This window comes from Pseudomonas sp. FW300-N1A1, from assembly GCF_058789115.1.
On record NZ_JBYTBK010000026.1, the window covers coordinates 55,716 to 72,657 of the forward strand.

A 16,942-nucleotide genomic window follows, 5' to 3' on the forward strand; every position below is an offset into this window, starting at 1 on the left:
TGGCTCCTTTACGGCTCCTTTCCTGGCTCCGCCTTGCTCGCATCAGCGTCGGTATTCGCTTTGGATTTGATAAAAGCGATCAGTGCGTTCAACTCCTTATCACTCGGAGCAAAGGTCGGCATGACGGCTGCATAGCCCTTGACGATTTTGGCGCCGGGATTAACAACCGAATCCTTTATATAGCTCTCATCGGCCTTTATCGTCGTGCCGTCGGCAAGGGTTACTGCCTTGCCATACAGGCCCTGCCAGCTGGGGCCGACGCCCTTACTGCCATCGACACTGTGGCAGACCACGCAGCCAAGCGACTCGGCAAGCCGCTGTCCCTGCACCGCCAAGTCTTCACCTGGGCCCGACGCTTCACCAGTAGAAAGCTCATCGTCTTGCCGCGCAGCACCCAGTGATTTGATCAAGGCGACGAGAGCACCCAGTTCATCGTCATTGAGAGTATAGGCCACCATAATCGGCGGGTAGCCTTGTACCAGTCGGGCCTTCGGATCGAGGATCGACTCTTTCAGGTAGGCCTCATCGACCAGCACATGGGTGCCATCGGCAAGCTGTTCCGTGCGGCCATACAGCCCCTTCCATCCCGGGCCGAGACTGGCGCTGCCATCCTGGCTATGGCAGGCACCGCAGCCGTATGTTTCGACCAACTGGCGGCCTTTTTCCAGCACGTTGTCCCGACTGGGCTTGGCCGCTGTCGTTAATGTCTGCGCAAACGTCGGTTGGCTGTTCAGCCATTGAACGAAGGCATCCCGTTCTTCCACGATCATATGGCCACGCATGTTGTAATGACCAAGACCACAATACTCAGCGCAAAGGACTTCATATTTCCCGGTTTTAGTTGGCGTAAACCAAAAGTGCGACACCATCCCCGGCACCATATCCATCTTGCTGCGAATTTGCGGCACATAGAAATTGTGCAGCACATCTTTAGAGCGCAGTAAAACTTTCACCGGTTGATCGAGCGGAAGGCGAACTTCATTGTTTTTTATCAGTACATCGTCCTGCCCGGCAGGATCCTTGGGATCTAGACCGAAGGGATTGGCGGAATCCACAAACTTAATATCCGACCGGCCCAGTTTCCCGTCCTGGCCGGGAAAACGAAAGGCCCACTGCCACTGCTGGGCGACCACTTCAAGTTCATACGCATTTTTCGGCACCCGGATGAAATCGTTGTAAACAACCAGACCCGGCGCCAACATCGCGGCAATACCTACCGAGGTGACGACAATCAACCATAATTCCAGTTTTTTACTTTCTGGCTGGTAGTGTGCCCTGGCACCCTCCTTGTGACGATAACGCATCACGGCGACCGCCATAAATACCGTGATGGCAATGAAAAATATTCCACTAATGATCAGGGTGATGAACAGGGTGGTGTCTATTGACCCCCAGTTGGAAGCTGCCGGTGTCGCCTGCCAAGGCGCTAATATATGGAATAGCACTGATGCAATAACGATTAGTATCAAGATAATTGCTATTGCCATTTCCTCTTCATCCTATTCCTGTTGTTCATTGGTTATGCAAAAGCATCGCCGCTGACGTCCAAGCAGGGCAGACAAACACCACCCATCCGGGCGGTAAAGTCAGTAAGGAGTATAGAGCCATCGGGTTGTACCGTGAGGTTGGCAAGCGAGGCCCGGCTACCCGCTATACTGAATCTCTGATGACGGACGGCAGAGATCGGCCAGAAGCGGCCCCAAAGGACGAACCCTGCCCTTGTGTGGTCATCAAACATAAGTGATGGCATTGAGCAGGGACGATCGCTACAGAGTCCAGCAATCCACATGGGAGGTTTCGTCATGAGTGCCCTGACGATCGAAGGCTGGTGCAAAACCAGCGGAGCCCAAAAGTCCACCCCGATGGGGGAAGTCCATTTCTACGTCGATGGGCCTCTCCATCTCCGCCTGGAGGAGGCCGAAGAGCGCCTGCAGAAGACCCACGAGCCTGAAGCCATGGTCGATGTCGATATGGACACGATGGAGTTGATCATGCCCGAGGGCTACGCCCCCTTGTCCGACTGTCAAATGCGCGTCTATTTGCACGACGAACGCGGTCAGTTTCACCTGGTCGGGCACCGTGCGAGCGATGGCAGCTTGATCTATACCAACGCGGTGTTGATTGATCAGTTGCTTGAGTAACGACTACGCGATTCTCGGCATCGGTTTTCTCTGTGGAGTAGTGCGGTGCTGAAAACTCACCGTTTAAAAAGAGTCAGTCAATGACTCTTTGGGTTCAGGCTGTGTAAAAACGCGGGCCCCGTCCCGATCCTGACAGTCAAACCTGCTCTGAAACGTTTTTACACAGCCTCCTCCGTGATCGTTTTTTACGCTTGTGATTTCTCATTTCAACAGTCCTTCCGAGCGAATCGAACCATCCGGCAATACTTGCGTCCCCTTCCCCGACCGCCATGCCTCGCTGCGATTCCTACACTGATCCCTACCATTCATCACTTGGACCGCCAAGCCTGGTGGTTATAGTGTTGATAACAAAGTTTCAGTAGGTATAGTAACTACCTACACAGCACAGGGACGTGATGTGAATAGCCGATACTTGATCGCCCAAATCGTCGCAGACGGCTGGTACCTGGTACGGGTCAGGGGCAGTCACCACCACTTCAAGCATCCAGCCAAGCCTGGACTGGTGACTGTTCCACATCCGAAAAAGGACTTATTGACCAAGACGGCCGTGAGCATCCTGCAACAGGCCTTGCTGTACTGAATCGGCGCATGGCAACCAGAGGACAACGAACATGCTTTACCCGATTGCGATTTCAATGGGCGATGACACACACGCCTGGGGCGTTGAAGTGCCGGATATTCCGGGGTGCTTCTCGGCCGGTGACGACCTGGACGATGCCATCGCCATGGCACGGGAGGCCATCGAGGGTCACTTCGAGATTCTGGCCGAAGACGGCTCGGCGATTCCGCCGGCCAACAAAGTCACCCTGCATGCGGCCAATCCGCAATACGCCGGTGTCACCTGGGCACTGGTGGACATCGACGTCACCAAGTACCTGGGCAAGGCGCAGAAACTCAACATCACCCTGCCCGGTTATCTGCTGACCCGTATCGACGAATACGTGCTGCATCACCCGGAAGAAAAGAGCCGCTCCGGCTTTCTGGCCTCGGCGGCGTTGAAGGTGTTGCAACAGGGCTGATCGCCCTTAGCGGGTCGCGACGATGAAGACGCGCGGGAATGGCAACAACACCGAGCCATCGGCCAGTTCCGGGAAGAAGGGCTCGATTGCCTCCAGGTACTGCGCCAGGTACCGGTGTTTCTCCGCCTCGCCAAGCGGTTCCAGAAACGGTCGCAGACCACTGCCCTTGAACCACTCGACCACCGCCGCCGGGCCACCCGCCAGCGGGTGATGGTAGGTAGTGCGCCACACATCGACTCGCGAGCTGCAGGTACAGAGCATCTGGTAGTAGGTCGTGGCATCGTCCAGGGTCGTGCGCTGTCCGGCGATGTCCGCCAGCTTGCCCGCCCATGGGCCGTTGGCGGCGACTTCGCGCATCATGCGGTGCGCGGGTTGCTCGAGGTTGTCGGGCATCTGGATCGCCAGGCTGCCACCGGGCGCGAGCTTGGCCACCAGCGATGGCAGCAACGTGGCGTGGTCGGGCAACCACTGGAGCACCGCGTTGGCGAAGATCACATCGAACGGGCCAGGCTCGTTCCAGGTCGCGATATCCGTGGTGTCAAAACGCACACTCGGCAAGCGCTTGCGGGCGGACTCAATCATGTCGGCAGAACTGTCGATGCCACGGACCGAAGCGTCGGCAAAACGCTGCACCAGCAACTCGGTGGAGTTACCAGGGCCGCAACCGATGTCGATCACCGAACGCGCATCCCGGTTGGGGATTGCAGCCAGCAGATCACGCGCCGGGCGCGTGCGCTCATCTTCGAAAGCCACGTACTGTTTGGCGGACCAACTCATCGCATACTCCTGTAACCGATCAGGACGGGAGCGACCTGCCAGGCTCAGCCTTTCGCTCGCGGGACGTCAGTAAGCGACGGCCCCGGCAACTTCGTCAAGCTGCAGTAACCGGTTGAAACATCTGCGCCATGCAACCGACGACAAGCCAAATGCCTACAAAAGTCCGTTCTGAATGCAGCTTTTTTTATCGCAAACCAGAAAAAAATCGACCACTCGTCGAGCTGTACACCCTCTGTTTTGACAGCATCAAGTGGGCACCTATAGTGCAGACGCGGCCTGTTGGAAGGAACCCTGGCCGTCACTTTTGTAGGTAAGGAGCCAGGCCAGCTCGTGCCCTGTGATCGGTGGGTTCCAGTAGTAGCGCTTACGACAGCCGCAAGGCTAGCAAGCGATATGGTGTCTGACAGAGGTCAGGCGCTCACTATGAACAAGGAGCTTTACTATGTCTCGAGTCACGGATGTGCTTGTTTCAATCGATACTGAAACCATTCTGAAAAACTACCCGAGCATCAGCAAAAACCCCGCAGCGCCAACGATGATCGATGTCAATCACGTATACATGGTTACCAATCAGAACAACGTGATCAATGGCCAAGCGGGTGGTGAACTCAACCTGAAGGCCCAGGTGGGTGACCTGATTCGCTGGCGCGAAACCAGCCTGTCGCAGAGCTTTGAAACGGCGGTCATTTTCTACAAGTTCATCGGCAACGTGGGTAACGAGCTGATCTCCACCCCAGTCCCACGCAAGGCCACGGCCTGCGTTGCGGTACCCAACACCAGCAACCCGTCAGTGCCCAGCTGCCAGAAAGTCGATAACTACTACTGGTCATCGGAAACACTGGCATGCGGCAGCGTGACCTATCACTTCAACTTCCTGATCGTGGACCGCGACTGCAAGATTGTCGGTTGCTGTTCGTGGGATCCGTTCATCACCATCCGCAACTGATCCGGGCGGCCCCTTGGCAACAAGGGGTCACACCCTCGTCGCTCGCCCTGACAAGAACGGAATGTCCTACAAAGGTCGAAGCGGTGACCGTATTTCCCTACATCATGAAAGGAATCCGTGATGTCCACAGATACTTGCGCAACCTCGCCACTCCCACTTGAGCAAGCGACCAATCTGCTACTGATCATCGACGCTGAAACCCTGCTGACTCATTACTCCCAGCCAAGCCTCGATCCACAGCGTCCGACCATGATTGAGGACGGTTTTATTTTCAGCGTGGGCGCTAGCAGCTCCGGCCATGAACTGATCATCCCCCTCTCAGGCACCCTCCACCTGCGCGGTCGCACCGTGGGTCTGCATGCCGAACACAGCGTGGTGCTTTACAACCTTACCGTGGGTAATGCTGGCGTGCTCGAACCACCGCAACTGGTGGTGCACAGCCAGTTGCCCCTGCCCGCACCCAACCCCGAAATCCCCACCGAACCGCTGACCGGAAAAGCCAACGATCACTATTGGCGCTGCCCCCCATTGAGTCCGGGTGTCGAGCGCTGCGAACTGAGTTTCATGCTGGTGGACAGCAACTGTGAGGTGCTGGGGCACTTCGGCTGGGAGGTTGAGGTGACGGTGTCGGGCTGAATGCCGGGACTGCAAGCGACGGGAGGCGCCAAGAATGCGCAGCCGCGACCAGGGCGAAGACGGAACGATCCCTCTGGAAAGCACACCGGCTGCTGACGGGCGCAGCAGTACTCGAATCAATGCCAACGCGTATTAACGGTTCGCCCGCAAGGCCCTGGCCAACTCCAGGTGATGTTCAAGCCTTGGCAAGGTTTCTTCGACGAAGGCCTTGATCTCCGGCACGTCGGTGGTGCTCGCTTCTTGTTGCAGGTGTTCGATGGTGTGCTCGGTGGTTTTCACCTGGCTGGCGGTGTAGGCCGAATCGAACGACTCGCCGTCCTGGATGTGCGGTATCAGGGCTTTGGCCTTGCTCATGACCTCTTCCCGCGACGCCACCGGCAGGTCGAGTTTCCTGGCTATTTTCGCCAGGTGCTGGTTGGCCGTGGTGCGGTCGTTGATCACCACAATGGTGTAGTCCTTGATCGCCTTGGACTCGGTTTTCTGGTGCGCCATACGGCTGGTTTCAATATCCGCCATGCCCTGGGCCGAGGCCTCGTTGATGAAGTCGACCGGGGATTCGGCCAATGCATTGCTGGCACCACCCCCCAGTAACGCCGCAAGTGTGAGGGTCGATAGTCGGCTGGCCACCGTGATCATGGTCACGCCCTCCTGGAACAGACAAATGAGTGCAGCGGGTGTCCCCACTTGTCTTCAGAAGGCAAAACAAGGCAAAGGTTTAGCCAATCGTCACTGCCAGCGACGAACGGCGCGACGAGCCCCGCTCAGGCGCGATCCAGGCGCTCGCTCAAGCGTTTGGCGGCGTACATGGCTTCGTCGGCATGCTTGAACAGTTGCTTCTCTTCGGTGCCGTGCTCGGGGTACAGCGCCACGCCAATGCTCGGCAGGATGTTCAGGCTATGGCTGTCCAGGCGCATGGGTTGAGCCAGCACCTGACGGATCTTGATCGCCACCCGCGAGGCATCTTCAGCGGCCTGGACACTGTCGAGCAGTACGACGAATTCATCGCCGCCAATGCGCGCCACGGTGTCAGACTCACGTACACAGCCTTGCAGCCGATTGGCCACCGCTTGTAGCAACATGTCGCCAATGCCATGGCCGTAGGTGTCGTTGACCTGCTTGAAGTCATCCAGGTCGACGTACAGCAGCGCCATGCGCCCCAGGTCCCGCTTGGCTTTGCCCAAGGCCGAGGCCAGGCGCTCGCGCAGCAACTCGCGGTTGGGCAAACGGGTCAGGTGGTCGTGCTGGGCCATGTATTGCAGACGGCTGTGCAACTGCTTGCGCTCAATGGCCGCCGCGACTTGGGCGCAGACGTACTGCAGCAGTTCCTTGTCGCGCTCGGTGTAGTGCACGTCACCCGGCATGCTTTTGACGATCAAGGCACCAATGGTGCCTTTTTGCGAGTTCAGGGGCACACCCAGCCAGCACGGAGAGTCCTGATCACCGACGACGCCGGAACAACCGGACACTGTAAATGGCTGCTCGGGTGTCACCAGCACCGGTTGCCCGGTGCGGATCACCTCGGCGCACAGCCTCCCGGTCACACTGAACTCGGGATCACACTCGTGATGGTCGACATGGTAGGGAAAGTTCAGTTGTTCGCAGTGCTCGTCATAGAGCGCCACCGAAAAGTTCAGCGCCGGCAACCACTCGCCGATCAACTGGTGAATTCGCTTGAACAGCGCCAGCAGATCCTCGGCGGCGTGGGCGGCTTCGGAAATTGCATACAAGGCTGCCTGCCGGGACTCGGCCAGCTTGCGCTCGGTGATGTCGCGGGCCACGGCGATGCGCAATTGATCGACCTCGGACCAGCGCGCCGACCACATGATATGCACCACCTGGCCGTCCTTGCGCAGGTAGCGGTTCTCGAAGTTGGGGTTCGGTTGGCCGCGCATGATTTCCCGGGCAGCGTCCAGGGTCCGCTGACGGTCGGCCGGGTGCACCATCTCGATCATCTGCTGGCCGATCAGCTCGTCCTGGGTGTAACCGAACACTTGCTCGCAGGAAGCACTGACAAAGACAAAGCGTCCCTGGCGGTCGACGGCACATACGACGTCGAGCAGCAGATCGATGTAACTGGCCAGCGGTGCGGAATTTCTGGTGGTCATGTTGGATGGATACTGTCCAAAAATGCAGCTATGAGTATCAGTCCATGGACCTGGCAATCCCTGAGCACGGGTGCCTTGTTACAACTGACGCAGCCTTGCGTGCAGCTTCAAGTCTTGTTTGCCAGCAGGCCCGGCACCGCGTGCAGCAGGGCATTGATGGCGAAACCGATGAACATTACCCCGCAAATCCGGGTGATTGCCAGCTCATGACGCTGATACAGCGAGCGCACCCGACGAGCGCCCACGACCCCGATCAGAATAGCGTATGCAGCGACACCGCCAAGGAAGCTCAGCGCGATCAGCCACGGCAGCATTGACCAGTGCAGCAGCTCGGCGCGGCTGGACAGCAATGCGGTAAAAGTCGCCACGGCCACCGGGTACGCCTTGGGATTGGTCAGGCCGAACATGATCCCGTGCCAGAACGGCTGGCGTGCCGGTCCTTGCTCCGTGCCTCCGCTGCCGGGGCGGCTGCGGATCGCCCGCACGCCCAGCCAGAACAGATACAGGCCACTGAGCACCCCGAGCACGTCAAACGCGCTGCTGCCGATTTCCCGCGCACCGACAATGGCGATCAACGCCGTGCTGCACCAGACCACATCGCCCAACAGGTGACCACAGAGAAACCCCGCGCCCGCGCGCCGGCCTCGGGCCGCGCCAATCCCGAAAACCGCGAGCACACCCGGCCCCGGCGTGATGCCGTAGATAAAACCCGAGGCAAGTACGGCGAACAACAATGAAGACGTCATCGGTTAACACTCCCTGTAAGGCCATCCAGGCCATGACGGCGTGCTGGAATGCGCTTTTTTATCACAAGCCCGGGCGCTGCCTGTAACCATAAAAATTCAGAAGGTCATGACCTGAAGTCATACCTCACCCGCCGCGTCGATGCCGGGCGTTACGCTGTGAAGATCTTCATCCCGGCATAGGGCCGCTGGCGACAGGCCTCAAGCCGTGATGCCAGGTCACCGACGTGGGCTTCAAGCTGATGCCCGTCGGGGTCCAGGAAATAGAACGACTCGCCTTCGCTGCGGTTATCTCGCCACTCTGGCACAGCGGCTGTTCGCAAGCGTGCGACAAACGCCGGGAAATCGTCGGCACCCAGGCTGAAGGCGTAATGGGTGTAATCGACAGCGGCGCCAGGCGCACGCCTGGGGTCGAGCGACAGGCACAACCACAACCCTGGCAACGACAGATAGGCACCGTTGTCCCAGGTGGCATCGAGGCGCAGCTGCAGCAGGCCATGATAAAACGCCACGCTGCGCTCCAGGTCAGTGACCGCCAGGGTCAGGTGGTTGAGGCCGTGGAGCATGCTGGGTACCTCGGAGTGATGTTTTGAATCAAAGCACTGGGTGCAACAGACGAGCGGGACTAGCTCCGCCCCCCTGACTGCAATGTAGTATGTTGTATTACAAACCACTACATCGAGACAGCTATGTCCGTCATGTCTTTGCGCCTGCCAGACGAAATCGCCGACACCCTCGCCAGCCTGGCCAAAGCGACAGGTCGGAGTAAATCTTTCCTGGCCGTCGATGCGCTCCGTGAGTACCTGGCTCGAGAAACCTGGCAAATCGAAGAAATCCAGCACGCGTTGAAAGAGGCTGATGCCGGAGACTTTGCCAGTGATGAAGAAGTCAGCGCCCTCACCGACAAGTGGACCGGTAATGCGCGTTGAGTGGCTGAGAACCGCACTCAAAAATATTGATGACGAAGCCACTTACCTTGCCTTGGAAAATCCGAAGGCGGCAACCGACTTCGTCAACGCCATCTTCGCCAGTGTCGAGCAGCTCTCCCGATTTCCGGCCATGGGCCGTGAGGGCCGCCTGCCCGGCACTCGAGAGTGGGTGCTACCCGACCACCCCTACCTCATCCCTTATCGTGTTCGCCAAGGCAAGCTTCAAGTACTACGCGTGTTCCATACCCGTCGCTTACCGCCCGGAGCATGGTAGGTCACGGTCAGTGTCATAGACCCTGCAACTCCTTGGGAACCACATACTGCCGACCGTCATAGCGCAGTGTCGTCAGCACTGTCTTACCCACCGTTTCCTTGTATTCACAGTCATCGTTCCCCACCAGGTTCTGCGTGTCGGTGGTCACCGACCTGACGATCAGGTCGGCAAAGCCATGGCTGCTGGTCTTGGCCATGTCCAGGGTGCGTTTGGTGTGGCTGAATTCGCCGGCGCAGTTGGTATCCCACTCGCCGTTGCCGGATTCGATCACCAACTGCTCAAGGACCGGGCGCAACACGTTGCCTTCGCGCACATACAGCGACAGGACGGCTTGCTCGAAGGGATTGGCACGCGATGAACCGGTGAAGCCGGCACGCACGCCGAATGCCCGCAGATCGGAGGTGAGTTTATAGCGCGCGGTGTCGATGCTCAGCCCATCGAAGCGCACGGCATCGGAGCTGTACACCGACGCCTGGGCGTAACGGGCCAGCGGCTTGCCGTCGACGTTGGACATCACGGCCAGTTTCAGGTCGTACATGCCCATGCCATCCGGCGCATCGCTGAGGGTGGGGTCCGGCTCGATCTGCGACAGCGCGGTGATGGTCTGGCCATCGTAGGCCGGCCAGTCCTTGCACACCGAGTAGCCCGGCACGCCCTCGGGCAACAACGGTTTTTCACATTCGGCATAGGCCTGGGTTGCGCTCAGCGCGCCACTCATGGCCACGCAGCCCAGCCAGCGGTATTTCAAGGTCATTCCGTGTTCCTTGTGTACGTATGAATCAAACAGTCAGCCGTGCACTATCGCCTGCCCGACCTGTCGATTCAACCAGTTCAACGCCGGGTCACCTCCCCGGCGGCCATGCCAGGCGAGCACGAAGGTGAATGGGGGGATGTGAAACGGGGGCGGCAGGATCACCAATTGCGACTGATCGATCCCCTGCAGGCCACGGGCGGCGACGGTGAGGATAAGGTCCGTTGCGCGAATCAATTGCGGGGCCACACTCCAGTGCGGCAGGCTGACGGTGACGTGGCGACGCTCGCCAAGGGTGGTCAGCGCGCGCTCGATTTCCGGGGTGCCGCTGCCACGCATTTCCAGCAGGACATGGGGTCGGGCGAGATAGCTCGGCAGGTCGAGCGTGCCGCTGGCCGGCAAGCTGTCGCGATCCACCAGGCAGGCAAACCGTTCCTCGAACAGTGGCGTTGAGCGCAACTCGTTGGGCAGTTCGGGAAACACCCCGGCGGCCAGGTCGATATCGCCGTTGAGCACACCTTCCAGCATGCCTTCGCGACTGGCGTGGCTGATTTGCAGGTCGATGCCCGGCGCCTCACGGCGCAAGGTACGGATCAGCCCCGGCAGGACAAGGGCCGCGCCGTAGTCGGACATCGCCAGGCGGAACCTGCGTTTGGCTGACGCGGGGTCAAAGGCGTTGGGCGCCAGCAACGCCTGGACCTTCGACAGCGCTTCACGCAGTGGCGCTGCCAGTTCCAGCGCACGCGGGGTGGCGACCAGCCCGGCACCGGCACGCACCAGCAAGGGATCACCCAGCATGTCACGCAGCCGCGCCAGCGCGTGGCTGACCGCCGGCTGACTGAGATGAAGGCGCTCAGCCGCGCGCGTCACGTGCTGCTCGTTGAGCAAAGCGTCGAGGATCACCAGCAGGTTCAAATCGATACGGCGTAGATCATTCATCCGATGCATGTTCTGGATAGCTATTTGGAATTTAAATCTGCGCGACGAATACCTTAGAGTCCAGCAAAACCTGTTGGAGAAACCTCATGAGTACCCTGCATTGGGCCGGGCTGTTGCTACTGGCGGTGATCGCCGGCGCCGTGGTGCCCTTTCAAAGCGCGATCAACGCCAATCTCAGTCGCGGCCTCGGCCATCCCTTGTGGGCGACCCTTGCATCGTTGCTGGTGAGTATCGCGGTGTTGTTGCCAGTGATCATCGCCCTGCGTTTGCCGCTACCGTCCCTGGGGTTCATCAGCAAGGCGCCCCTGTGGATGTGGGCCGGCGGTGCCTTCGGTGTGTGCTTCATTGCCCTGGCCTTGATGCTGCTTCCAAAACTGGGGGCATCCGGGTTCATTGCCCTGGCGCTGAGCGGGCAAGTGGTGGCGTCGCTGGCGCTGGATCACTTCGGATTGTTCGGGCTGGTGGAACGGCATCTGACCCTGCCGAAGCTGCTCGGCGCGGCCATGCTGATTGCCGGGGTGGTGTTGATTCAATTCAGCACCAGCCCCGCCAGAGCCCTGCTGCCGGACCCGTGATTCAGCCCCCTGCTCCACGGTCCCGGCGTAAACCGCTACGGGCGCCAGCCTGGCCACTGGCGCTGATGAGCGTGGCCCTGGCGGTGACAGCCGTGGACTGCGCCGTCAGAAGGCGTTGCGGAAAATCTCTTCGATCTGCCGCTGATCCGCCGCCCGTGGATTGGTCAGGCCACAGGCATCTTTCAGCGCGTTGGCGGCGAGAAGCGGGACGTCTTGCAGCTTGGCCCCAAGGTCGCGCAAGCCGGCTGGAATCTCCACGTCCCGGGCCAATTCACGGATCGCCGCGATAGCCGCCGCAGCCCCCTCCTGCGGGTTGAAACCACGGGTATCGACACCCAGCGCATGGGCCACCACCGCCAGGCGTTCAGCACAGATCGCGGCGTTGAAACTTTGTACGTGAGGCAACAGCACCGCGTTGCACACGCCATGGGGCAAGTCGTAAAAGCCGCCCAACTGGTGGGCCATCGCATGGACAAACCCCAGGGACGCGTTGTTGAACGCCATGCCCGCGAGGAACTGCGCGTAAGCCATGTTCTCCCGGGCGATCATGTCGCTGCCGTCGCGCACCGCCAGGCGTAAATTGCGACTGATCAGCTCGATGGCTTTCAGCGCGCAGGCATCGGTGATCGGATTGGCGGCGGTGGAGACATAGGCTTCGATGGCGTGAGTCAAGGCGTCCATGCCGGTGGCGGCGGTCAGGCCCTTGGGCATGGCGGCCATCAGGGCCGGATCGTTGACCGACAACAGTGGCGTGACATTGCGGTCGACGATGGCCATTTTCACGTGGCGTGATTCGTCGGTGATGATGCAGAAACGGGTCATTTCACTGGCGGTGCCGGCGGTGGTGTTAATGGCTATCAACGGCAACTGTGGCTTGGCGGACCGGTCGACGCCTTCGTAGTCGGCGATCTTGCCGCCATTGGTGGCGCACAGCGCGATGCCTTTGGCGCAGTCGTGGGGCGAGCCGCCGCCCAGGGACACCACGAAATCGCATTCGCTGCGCTGCAGCAGTTCCAGGCCGCTCTCCACATTGGCGATGCTCGGGTTGGCCTTGGCGCCATCGAACACCACCGAATCGATGTCCTGCATCGCCAGTTTTTCGGCGATCAGGCTGGCCACGCCCGCTTCGGCCAACCCTGTGTCAGTCACGATCAAGGCCTTGCGAAACCCATAGTTGCTGATGGCAGTCATGGCTTCATCGAGGCAACCGGTGCCCATGATGTTCACGGCGGGAATGAAAAATGTGCTGGTCACGGCGATTCCTCCTCGATAGACCGAACCGTCACTCCTGATTCGGCAGATACCCCAAGGATCGACCCATCGCTCACCGCGCATCTTGATCTGGCTCAACACCCGGTCGTGATAAAGTCTGCGCCCTGCCCCCACCTGCTTGAGAAGACCGACGCGATGACCGAGTTCCAGGATGTTGATGCCCACCTAGAAGACTGGAAGGCGTTGCGTGCAACCACCCCGTTCAGTGCCCTGTTGGTGGGCAACGGTGCCAGTCGCGCGGTGTGGGATGACTTCGGTTACGACTCGCTGTTCGAAAACGCCCGCACGGTGGAGGAAAAGCCGTTGAGCGCGTCCGAACTGAGTGTGTTCGAGGCGATGCAGACCCGCAGTTTCGAACAAGTGCTGGGCGCACTGAAAACCACCAGCCGGGTCAACAAGGCCCTGGCCGTCAGCTCCGCGGCACCGCGCAATCGTTACTACGCGATCAAGGAAGCGCTGATCAACACCGTGCATGCGGTGCACATTCCCTGGCGCCTGGTGCAGGCCTCAAGCCTGGCGATGATCAGTCAGGAGCTGAGCAGCTATCCGACGGTGTTCACCACCAACTATGACCTGCTCAATTACTGGGCGATCCAGCACCAGCCCGACGGCATCAGCGACCTGTTTCATGGCGCAGGGTCGAGCTTCGACCTGAGCGCCAGCACCACCGACAAGACCCGCCTGCTGTACCTGCACGGTGGCCTGCACCTGGTACGCAACCAGGACGGCACCGCGCGCAAACTGACCTCCACCGAAGGCACACTGCTGGGCAGCTTTGCGATCAACAACACGATCAAGACTCTCGACGACGTACCGCTGTTCGTCAGCGAGGGCAGCAGCGAAGACAAGCTCAAGACCATCCGCAGCTCGGATTACCTGTCGTTCTGCTACGACCAGTTGCTGCATCAGCACGATGGGTTGTGCATCTTCGGTCACAGCCTCGGCAAGCAGGATGCGCACCTCATTCACGCCCTGCGCCAGGCCAAACCGAACACCGTGGCGATCTCAATCTATCCGCGCAGCACGGCGTTTATCCAGAGCCAGAAACGGCATTACGCAAAGGTGTTTGAGGGGACGGGGGTTGAGCTGCGGTTTTTCGATTCGAAGTCGCACGCACTGGGTAACCTGGCGCTGACGGTGCCGGTCGAGGTCTGACACTGTCACTGTGGCGAGGGAGCTTGCTCCCGCTGGACTGCAAAGCAGTCCTGAAATCGGCAACCCGAGCCTGCCAGACACTCCGCACATGCAGGTTTTGCGGCCGCTGCGCGACCGAGCGGGAGCAAGCTCCCTCGCCACAAGGGCGCGCGCGGCATAACCCGATCACTCCTCGCTGCTGTGCACCACCACCAGCAACTGCGCCTGCACCTCGCCCACCGAGCGCAGGCGGTGAGGCTTTTGTGCGTTGAAGTGCAGCGCATCCCCCCGATCCAGGATCACCCGCTCGTTCATGAAGTCGACTTCAACCTGGCCTTCATGGACAAACAGGAACTCCTCCCCCAGGTGCTCCTTGAAGGTCTTGTCGCTGAACTCCTTGGGCGGGTAGACGATGAAAGGCAACAGGCTGCGCTCACTGACCTGATGAGCCAGTACCGCGTAACCCGGCGCCTGGTCATTGGCCGCCAGTGACTGTCGCTCATGGGCGCGCACCAGACTGTAGCTGTCGAGGCTGATCGCGTCCTCGGAGAACAACTCCTCGACCTTGACGTTCAGCGCCTTGGCCAGTTTCAGCGCCGCCGCAATGGACGGGGTATTGAGCCCGCGCTCGACTTTCGACAGATAGCTCTTGGTCATGCCGGATTTTTCGGCCAGCGCCTCCAGCGTAACACCGAGTTTTTTTCTCAACAATTTCAAACGGATAGACATGTGGAGCGATTAATCCATCAAGGAGGCAACGATTAGTCCTTGCTAATGACACGAAGTGTCATATAGCCTCTTAAGTGTCATATGTGATCACCCAACGACCTTGCGAGCAGCGGGAGAACCACATCCGACGTCCATTGATTGCTACAAAGGACACCTGATATGGCCAAGACATTAGCACTACCTAAAGACCAACTCATCAAGCAGGCGCTTTCGCAGATGCAAAGCACCCTGGCGGATAATACGTGGACTGACCGGCAAAAGCTGGCGCTGACCTGCCGCATTCTGTTCGAGCACGGTCACGACTCGGGGCTGGCCGGGCAAATCACCGCCCGCGGCCCACAACCGGGCACCTACTACACCCAGCAACTGGGCCTGGGTTTCGACGAAATCACCGCGAGCAACCTGCTGCTGGTCAACGAAGACCTGGAAGTGCTGGAAGGCCACGGCATGCCGAACCCGGCCAACCGATTCCACAGCTGGGTCTACCGCGCCCGCCCGGACGTGAACTGCATCATCCACACGCACCCGACCCACGTCGCCGCCTTGTCGATGCTGGAAGTGCCACTGGAAATCTCCCACATGGACCTCTGCCCGCTCTACGAGGACTGCGCCTTTCTCGAAGCTTGGCCGGGGGTGCCGGTGGGCAACGAAGAAGGTGAAATCATCGCTGGGGCCCTGGGCGACAAGCGCGCAATTGTGCTGTCCCACCACGGCCAGCTGTCGACCGGACGGACCATCGAGGAAGCCTGCGTGATTGCACAATTGATCGAGCGCGCGGCCAAGCTACAGTTGCTGGCGATGTCGGCCGGTACGCTCAAGCCGATCCTGCCGGCACTCGGCCGCGAAGCCCATGACTGGATCTCCAAGCCCAAGCGCCACGGCGCCGCGTTCAACTACTACGCCCGGCAGAACCTGCGCCAACACGCCGATTGCCTGAACTGAAACCACTCATTCGCTTAATGGAGAGACAGCATGTCCAGCCCTTCTATTCACGGCATCATCGGCTACACCATCACCCCTTTCACCACCAACGGTGAACACATTGACCTTGACGCATTGGGGCGCTCCATCGATCGCCTGATCGACAGCGGCGTACACGCCATCGCCCCACTGGGCAGCACGGGCGAAGGCGCCTACCTGAGCGATGCGGAGTGGGATCAGGTCAGCGAATTCAGCATCAGGCACGTCGCCAGGCGCGTGCCGACCATCGTCAGCGTTTCCGACCTGACCACCGCCAAGGCGGTGCGCCGCGCCCGTTTCGCCGAAGCCCAGGGTGCCGACGTGGTGATGGTGTTGCCAGCGTCCTACTGGAAACTCAGCGAAGCCGAGATCCTCGCCCACTACCGCGCCATCGGCGAGAACATCGGCGTGCCGATCATGCTCTACAACAACCCGGCCACCAGCGGCACCGACATGTCGGTGGACCTGATCCTGCGGATCTTCAATGCCGTGGAAAACGTGACCATGGTCAAAGAGAGCACCGGCGATATCCAGCGCATGCACAAACTGCAACTGCTCGGCGAAGGCCGGGTGCCGTTCTACAACGGCTGCAACCCGTTGGCGCTGGAGGCATTCGCAGCCGGAGCCAAAGGCTGGTGCACCGCGGCGCCGAACCTGATCCCGCAACTCAATGGTGCGCTGTACCAGGCCGTGTTGGCCAATGATCTGGATAAGGCACGGGCGTTGTTCTATCGCCAGTTGCCGCTGCTGGACTTCATCCTCAAGGGAGGACTGCCGGCGACCATCAAGGCCGGCCTGCGCATGACCGGGCTGGAAGTGGGTGACCCGCGCCTGCCGGTATTCCCGTTGGGTGAAGCGGGTTGCAGTCAGTTGCAGGAATTGCTGGATACCTTGCGCTGAGACAATCCCCCTGATGATTGCTCCCACGCTCTGCGTCACTAGTGTCCGGTAAAAACCGAAGGGGGAGCTTGCTCCCCCTTGCTGTTGGCGGCCTTCGGTCATAATCGGATCT

At 59.8% G+C, this 16,942-nt stretch carries 21 protein-coding genes; 11 read left to right on the plus strand and 10 right to left on the minus strand.

Annotated elements, in window-relative coordinates:
* Positions 1 to 8: 8 nt before the first annotated feature.
* Positions 9 to 1,487, minus strand: a complete 1,479-nt coding sequence (locus AC3WQN_RS17645; RefSeq protein WP_103400361.1) for a cytochrome c oxidase subunit II — start codon at positions 1,485 to 1,487, stop codon at positions 9 to 11.
* 315 nt (positions 1,488 to 1,802) lie between these two features.
* On the opposite strand from AC3WQN_RS17645, the gene AC3WQN_RS17650 reads away from it, so the two are divergent.
* The 3 genes from AC3WQN_RS17650 (at position 1,803) to AC3WQN_RS17660 (ending at position 3,160) form a co-directional block, all read left to right on the plus strand.
* Complete coding sequence (locus AC3WQN_RS17650; RefSeq protein WP_103400360.1) at positions 1,803 to 2,141, plus strand: hypothetical protein; 339 nt, start codon at positions 1,803 to 1,805, stop codon at positions 2,139 to 2,141.
* A gap of 397 nt (positions 2,142 to 2,538) precedes the next feature.
* Positions 2,539 to 2,721 (plus strand): type II toxin-antitoxin system HicA family toxin, encoded by a 183-nt coding sequence (locus AC3WQN_RS17655; protein ID WP_103400359.1) that lies wholly within the window; start codon positions 2,539 to 2,541, stop codon positions 2,719 to 2,721.
* A 31-nt stretch (positions 2,722 to 2,752) separates the two neighbouring features.
* A complete protein-coding gene (locus AC3WQN_RS17660; RefSeq protein ID WP_103400358.1) occupies positions 2,753 to 3,160 on the plus strand; it encodes a type II toxin-antitoxin system HicB family antitoxin in 408 nt (135 codons plus the stop codon).
* A 6-nt stretch (positions 3,161 to 3,166) separates the two neighbouring features.
* Here AC3WQN_RS17660 and tam read toward each other — a convergent pair whose 3' ends face one another.
* A complete protein-coding gene (gene tam / locus AC3WQN_RS17665; protein WP_103400357.1) occupies positions 3,167 to 3,937 on the minus strand; it encodes a trans-aconitate 2-methyltransferase in 771 nt (256 codons plus the stop codon).
* A gap of 442 nt (positions 3,938 to 4,379) precedes the next feature.
* Here tam and AC3WQN_RS17670 point away from each other — a divergent pair, with 442 nt between their 5' ends.
* A complete protein-coding gene (locus AC3WQN_RS17670) occupies positions 4,380 to 4,883 on the plus strand; it encodes an inclusion body family protein (RefSeq protein ID WP_103400356.1) in 504 nt (167 codons plus the stop codon).
* Between the two features lie 120 nt (positions 4,884 to 5,003).
* On the plus strand, positions 5,004 to 5,519 hold the full coding sequence (locus tag AC3WQN_RS17675) for an AidA/PixA family protein (protein ID WP_103400355.1): 516 nt from the start codon (positions 5,004 to 5,006) through the stop codon (positions 5,517 to 5,519).
* A gap of 132 nt (positions 5,520 to 5,651) precedes the next feature.
* Here the strand turns inward: AC3WQN_RS17675 and AC3WQN_RS17680 are convergent, their stop codons facing one another.
* The 4 genes from AC3WQN_RS17680 to fos form a co-directional block, all read right to left on the minus strand.
* Positions 5,652 to 6,155, minus strand: coding sequence for a DUF4142 domain-containing protein (locus AC3WQN_RS17680; protein ID WP_103400354.1), 504 nt, complete (start codon positions 6,153 to 6,155; stop codon positions 5,652 to 5,654).
* Positions 6,156 to 6,280: 125 nt separating this feature from the next.
* Positions 6,281 to 7,624, minus strand: a complete 1,344-nt coding sequence (locus AC3WQN_RS17685; protein ID WP_103400353.1) for a GGDEF domain-containing protein — start codon at positions 7,622 to 7,624, stop codon at positions 6,281 to 6,283.
* Positions 7,625 to 7,731: 107 nt separating this feature from the next.
* Positions 7,732 to 8,370 (minus strand): LysE family translocator, encoded by a 639-nt coding sequence (locus tag AC3WQN_RS17690; protein ID WP_103400352.1) that lies wholly within the window; start codon positions 8,368 to 8,370, stop codon positions 7,732 to 7,734.
* A gap of 149 nt (positions 8,371 to 8,519) precedes the next feature.
* Positions 8,520 to 8,933 carry a fosfomycin resistance glutathione transferase gene (gene fos / locus AC3WQN_RS17695; RefSeq protein WP_103400351.1) on the minus strand — a complete coding sequence of 138 codons (414 nt, stop codon included), beginning with the start codon at positions 8,931 to 8,933 and terminating at the stop codon, positions 8,520 to 8,522.
* 123 nt (positions 8,934 to 9,056) lie between these two features.
* Between fos and AC3WQN_RS17700 the strand changes: the two genes are divergently transcribed.
* On the plus strand, positions 9,057 to 9,296 hold the full coding sequence (locus AC3WQN_RS17700; protein WP_103400350.1) for a CopG family ribbon-helix-helix protein: 240 nt from the start codon (positions 9,057 to 9,059) through the stop codon (positions 9,294 to 9,296).
* Positions 9,286 to 9,570: a type II toxin-antitoxin system RelE/ParE family toxin gene (locus tag AC3WQN_RS17705; RefSeq protein WP_103400349.1), complete on the plus strand. Its 285-nt coding sequence runs from the start codon at positions 9,286 to 9,288 to the stop codon at positions 9,568 to 9,570. The genes AC3WQN_RS17700 and AC3WQN_RS17705 overlap by 11 nt, the downstream gene beginning before the upstream one ends.
* Positions 9,571 to 9,583: 13 nt before the next feature.
* On the opposite strand, the gene AC3WQN_RS17710 is transcribed toward AC3WQN_RS17705, so the two are convergent.
* Entirely contained in the window at positions 9,584 to 10,324 is a 741-nt protein-coding gene (locus AC3WQN_RS17710) for a PA3715 family protein (protein WP_103400348.1), read from the minus strand.
* Between the two features lie 33 nt (positions 10,325 to 10,357).
* Positions 10,358 to 11,269, minus strand: a complete 912-nt coding sequence (locus tag AC3WQN_RS17715) for a LysR family transcriptional regulator (protein WP_103400347.1) — start codon at positions 11,267 to 11,269, stop codon at positions 10,358 to 10,360.
* A 77-nt stretch (positions 11,270 to 11,346) separates the two neighbouring features.
* Here AC3WQN_RS17715 and AC3WQN_RS17720 point away from each other — a divergent pair, with 77 nt between their 5' ends.
* A complete protein-coding gene (locus AC3WQN_RS17720) occupies positions 11,347 to 11,835 on the plus strand; it encodes a DMT family transporter (protein WP_103400346.1) in 489 nt (162 codons plus the stop codon).
* Between the two features lie 105 nt (positions 11,836 to 11,940).
* Here AC3WQN_RS17720 and yiaY read toward each other — a convergent pair whose 3' ends face one another.
* Entirely contained in the window at positions 11,941 to 13,089 is a 1,149-nt protein-coding gene (yiaY, locus tag AC3WQN_RS17725; RefSeq protein WP_103400345.1) for an L-threonine dehydrogenase, read from the minus strand.
* Between the two features lie 153 nt (positions 13,090 to 13,242).
* On the opposite strand from yiaY, the gene AC3WQN_RS17730 reads away from it, so the two are divergent.
* Entirely contained in the window at positions 13,243 to 14,262 is a 1,020-nt protein-coding gene (locus AC3WQN_RS17730; protein WP_103400344.1) for a DUF4917 family protein, read from the plus strand.
* Between the two features lie 165 nt (positions 14,263 to 14,427).
* Here the strand turns inward: AC3WQN_RS17730 and AC3WQN_RS17735 are convergent, their stop codons facing one another.
* Entirely contained in the window at positions 14,428 to 14,970 is a 543-nt protein-coding gene (locus AC3WQN_RS17735) for a helix-turn-helix domain-containing protein (protein ID WP_095147371.1), read from the minus strand.
* Between the two features lie 159 nt (positions 14,971 to 15,129).
* Between AC3WQN_RS17735 and AC3WQN_RS17740 the strand changes: the two genes are divergently transcribed.
* Positions 15,130 to 15,912 carry an aldolase gene (locus tag AC3WQN_RS17740; protein WP_103400343.1) on the plus strand — a complete coding sequence of 261 codons (783 nt, stop codon included), beginning with the start codon at positions 15,130 to 15,132 and terminating at the stop codon, positions 15,910 to 15,912.
* Positions 15,913 to 15,942: 30 nt separating this feature from the next.
* On the plus strand, positions 15,943 to 16,830 hold the full coding sequence (locus AC3WQN_RS17745; protein ID WP_103400342.1) for a dihydrodipicolinate synthase family protein: 888 nt from the start codon (positions 15,943 to 15,945) through the stop codon (positions 16,828 to 16,830).
* Positions 16,831 to 16,942: the final 112 nt, after the last annotated feature.

Excerpts from the sequence above, each read along its gene's own strand:
- AC3WQN_RS17645 (WP_103400361.1), bottom strand. The coding sequence starts at position 1,487 with ATGGCAATAGCAATTATCTTGATACTAATCGTTATTGCATCAGTGCTA.
- AC3WQN_RS17650 (WP_103400360.1), top strand. The coding sequence starts at position 1,803 with ATGAGTGCCCTGACGATCGAAGGCTGGTGCAAAACCAGCGGAGCCCAA.
- AC3WQN_RS17660 (WP_103400358.1), top strand. The coding sequence starts at position 2,753 with ATGCTTTACCCGATTGCGATTTCAATGGGCGATGACACACACGCCTGG.
- tam (WP_103400357.1), bottom strand. The coding sequence starts at position 3,937 with ATGAGTTGGTCCGCCAAACAGTACGTGGCTTTCGAAGATGAGCGCACG.
- AC3WQN_RS17670 (WP_103400356.1), top strand. The coding sequence starts at position 4,380 with ATGTCTCGAGTCACGGATGTGCTTGTTTCAATCGATACTGAAACCATT.
- AC3WQN_RS17675 (WP_103400355.1), top strand. The coding sequence starts at position 5,004 with ATGTCCACAGATACTTGCGCAACCTCGCCACTCCCACTTGAGCAAGCG.
- AC3WQN_RS17680 (WP_103400354.1), bottom strand. The coding sequence starts at position 6,155 with ATGATCACGGTGGCCAGCCGACTATCGACCCTCACACTTGCGGCGTTA.
- AC3WQN_RS17685 (WP_103400353.1), bottom strand. The coding sequence starts at position 7,624 with ATGACCACCAGAAATTCCGCACCGCTGGCCAGTTACATCGATCTGCTG.
- AC3WQN_RS17690 (WP_103400352.1), bottom strand. The coding sequence starts at position 8,370 with ATGACGTCTTCATTGTTGTTCGCCGTACTTGCCTCGGGTTTTATCTAC.
- fos (WP_103400351.1), bottom strand. The coding sequence starts at position 8,933 with ATGCTCCACGGCCTCAACCACCTGACCCTGGCGGTCACTGACCTGGAG.
- AC3WQN_RS17700 (WP_103400350.1), top strand. The coding sequence starts at position 9,057 with ATGTCCGTCATGTCTTTGCGCCTGCCAGACGAAATCGCCGACACCCTC.
- AC3WQN_RS17705 (WP_103400349.1), top strand. The coding sequence starts at position 9,286 with ATGCGCGTTGAGTGGCTGAGAACCGCACTCAAAAATATTGATGACGAA.
- AC3WQN_RS17710 (WP_103400348.1), bottom strand. The coding sequence starts at position 10,324 with ATGACCTTGAAATACCGCTGGCTGGGCTGCGTGGCCATGAGTGGCGCG.
- AC3WQN_RS17715 (WP_103400347.1), bottom strand. The coding sequence starts at position 11,269 with ATGCATCGGATGAATGATCTACGCCGTATCGATTTGAACCTGCTGGTG.
- AC3WQN_RS17720 (WP_103400346.1), top strand. The coding sequence starts at position 11,347 with ATGAGTACCCTGCATTGGGCCGGGCTGTTGCTACTGGCGGTGATCGCC.
- AC3WQN_RS17730 (WP_103400344.1), top strand. The coding sequence starts at position 13,243 with ATGACCGAGTTCCAGGATGTTGATGCCCACCTAGAAGACTGGAAGGCG.
- AC3WQN_RS17735 (WP_095147371.1), bottom strand. The coding sequence starts at position 14,970 with ATGTCTATCCGTTTGAAATTGTTGAGAAAAAAACTCGGTGTTACGCTG.
- AC3WQN_RS17740 (WP_103400343.1), top strand. The coding sequence starts at position 15,130 with ATGGCCAAGACATTAGCACTACCTAAAGACCAACTCATCAAGCAGGCG.
- AC3WQN_RS17745 (WP_103400342.1), top strand. The coding sequence starts at position 15,943 with ATGTCCAGCCCTTCTATTCACGGCATCATCGGCTACACCATCACCCCT.